Source organism: Morganella sp. HMSC11D09 (assembly GCF_001807955.1).
In the GTDB taxonomy this organism is placed as follows: domain Bacteria; phylum Pseudomonadota; class Gammaproteobacteria; order Enterobacterales; family Enterobacteriaceae; genus Morganella; species Morganella morganii.
Map to the genome: position 1 here is coordinate 6557 of NZ_KV791655.1, position 1338 is coordinate 7894.

Sequence of the window (1338 nt, forward strand, 5' to 3'; positions counted from 1 at the left end):
GTACCAGGCTTTCTGCCGGTCGTTGAGCGTAATTCCGTACTTGCCGGATAGCTCAGCAAAATAGTCAGTCAGGCGCTGCGGTAGCTGCTCAACAGGGTCGATTGCGTACTGCGGATTCTTCCACCAGGAGAAGAAGAAAAACTTCCAGTCCAGCGGAGATAATGATTTGCCCTGCATCAGTGCTTTTTCAGCCAGCTGGCAATAATCGAAGAAATAACCGGCCCGCCCTTCTGCTGTACTTTCAATTGTCGTGAAGCATTCAGTCGATACAGCCTCAAACGCTCCTGTGACAATCTCACGGGCCTTTTCCGGCTGCCTGGCGCATATCTTCCCGAACTCTGATACGTGCAGATAACTCAGCGTACCGCCACGAAATGATACTGACACGGTCACCGAGCCGCCTTTGCTGAATACCAGCTCACCGGCAGAGTCATTGCTCGCAGGATTGGCCGCTTTGATTTCATCCGGAAGTCGCTCGTAGGCGTACTTTATCTTCTCCCTGAACAGGCGTTTTGCGTCCGGTAAGGTGTGCGCTATCAGTGCGCACTTAGCTGATTCAAATATGGCTGCGTCAAGCTGGATAATGCAGACCTCAGTCGTGAATCCAAGCTGACGGGCTTTCAGAATGATATTGCGGTTGTGGATGCCTTCGAAATATTCTGTTTGCTCAGGCGTCATTTTGAAGCGAACCGGATGACCTTCTTTATCGGTGATCCAGTACAGATTATTCAGACGCCATTGCTTATTACGCAGTAACGCTAAATGCTCTGGCTTCATATTATTTGCCCGATAGTTCGTCCATCAGGTCAGAGAGAGTGCCGACAACATCATGCTCGCTTTTAATCTGGTCCCGGAATGCCTGGACAGATATGTGCTTACCGAGCAATTCAAGGTTCTTGACCTTGTCAGGCCATTTTATTTTCTTCAGGATGCCGATCATTTCCCGATTTTCACCACGTCCTTCAAACATATCAGCAAGGTCGAAGCCGCTCAGGTAGCGTCGCCATGATGCAGGCCAGTCGGAGACCGGCCTTATGCTCATGTCATCGGTCATAATGTCGAGAATATCCATCTGGTCTATTTCAACCAGGCGCCTCAGCACATATTCAGCATCAACTTTAAGTTGCTCACTGCGGCTGCTCATTAATTCCTGAATCCGTTTTTCGATGTCAGGTTTTGTCAGGTTTTCATTCCCGACACTTCGCGCAGTTTTATCACTGTACCCCGCACGAATAGCCGCCTGTGTAGCGTTCAAATCTACGAGGTACTCACGACAAAACATTTCCTGTTTATCTGTGAGTGCCATAATTATTCCTTGCTCTTTTCCTCAACCACCGG

1 protein-coding gene and 1 pseudogene are annotated in these 1338 nt (G+C 49.1%); both read right to left on the reverse strand.

Annotated elements, in window-relative coordinates; translation table 11 throughout:
- A pseudogene (locus HMPREF3119_RS19605) lies at nucleotides 1-777 on the reverse strand (terminase); the annotation flags it as partial.
- Between the two features lies 1 nt (nucleotide 778).
- A complete protein-coding gene (locus tag HMPREF3119_RS02105) occupies nucleotides 779-1306 on the reverse strand; it encodes a terminase small subunit (RefSeq protein WP_070578228.1) in 528 nt (175 codons plus the stop codon).
- Nucleotides 1307-1338 lie beyond the last annotated feature (32 nt).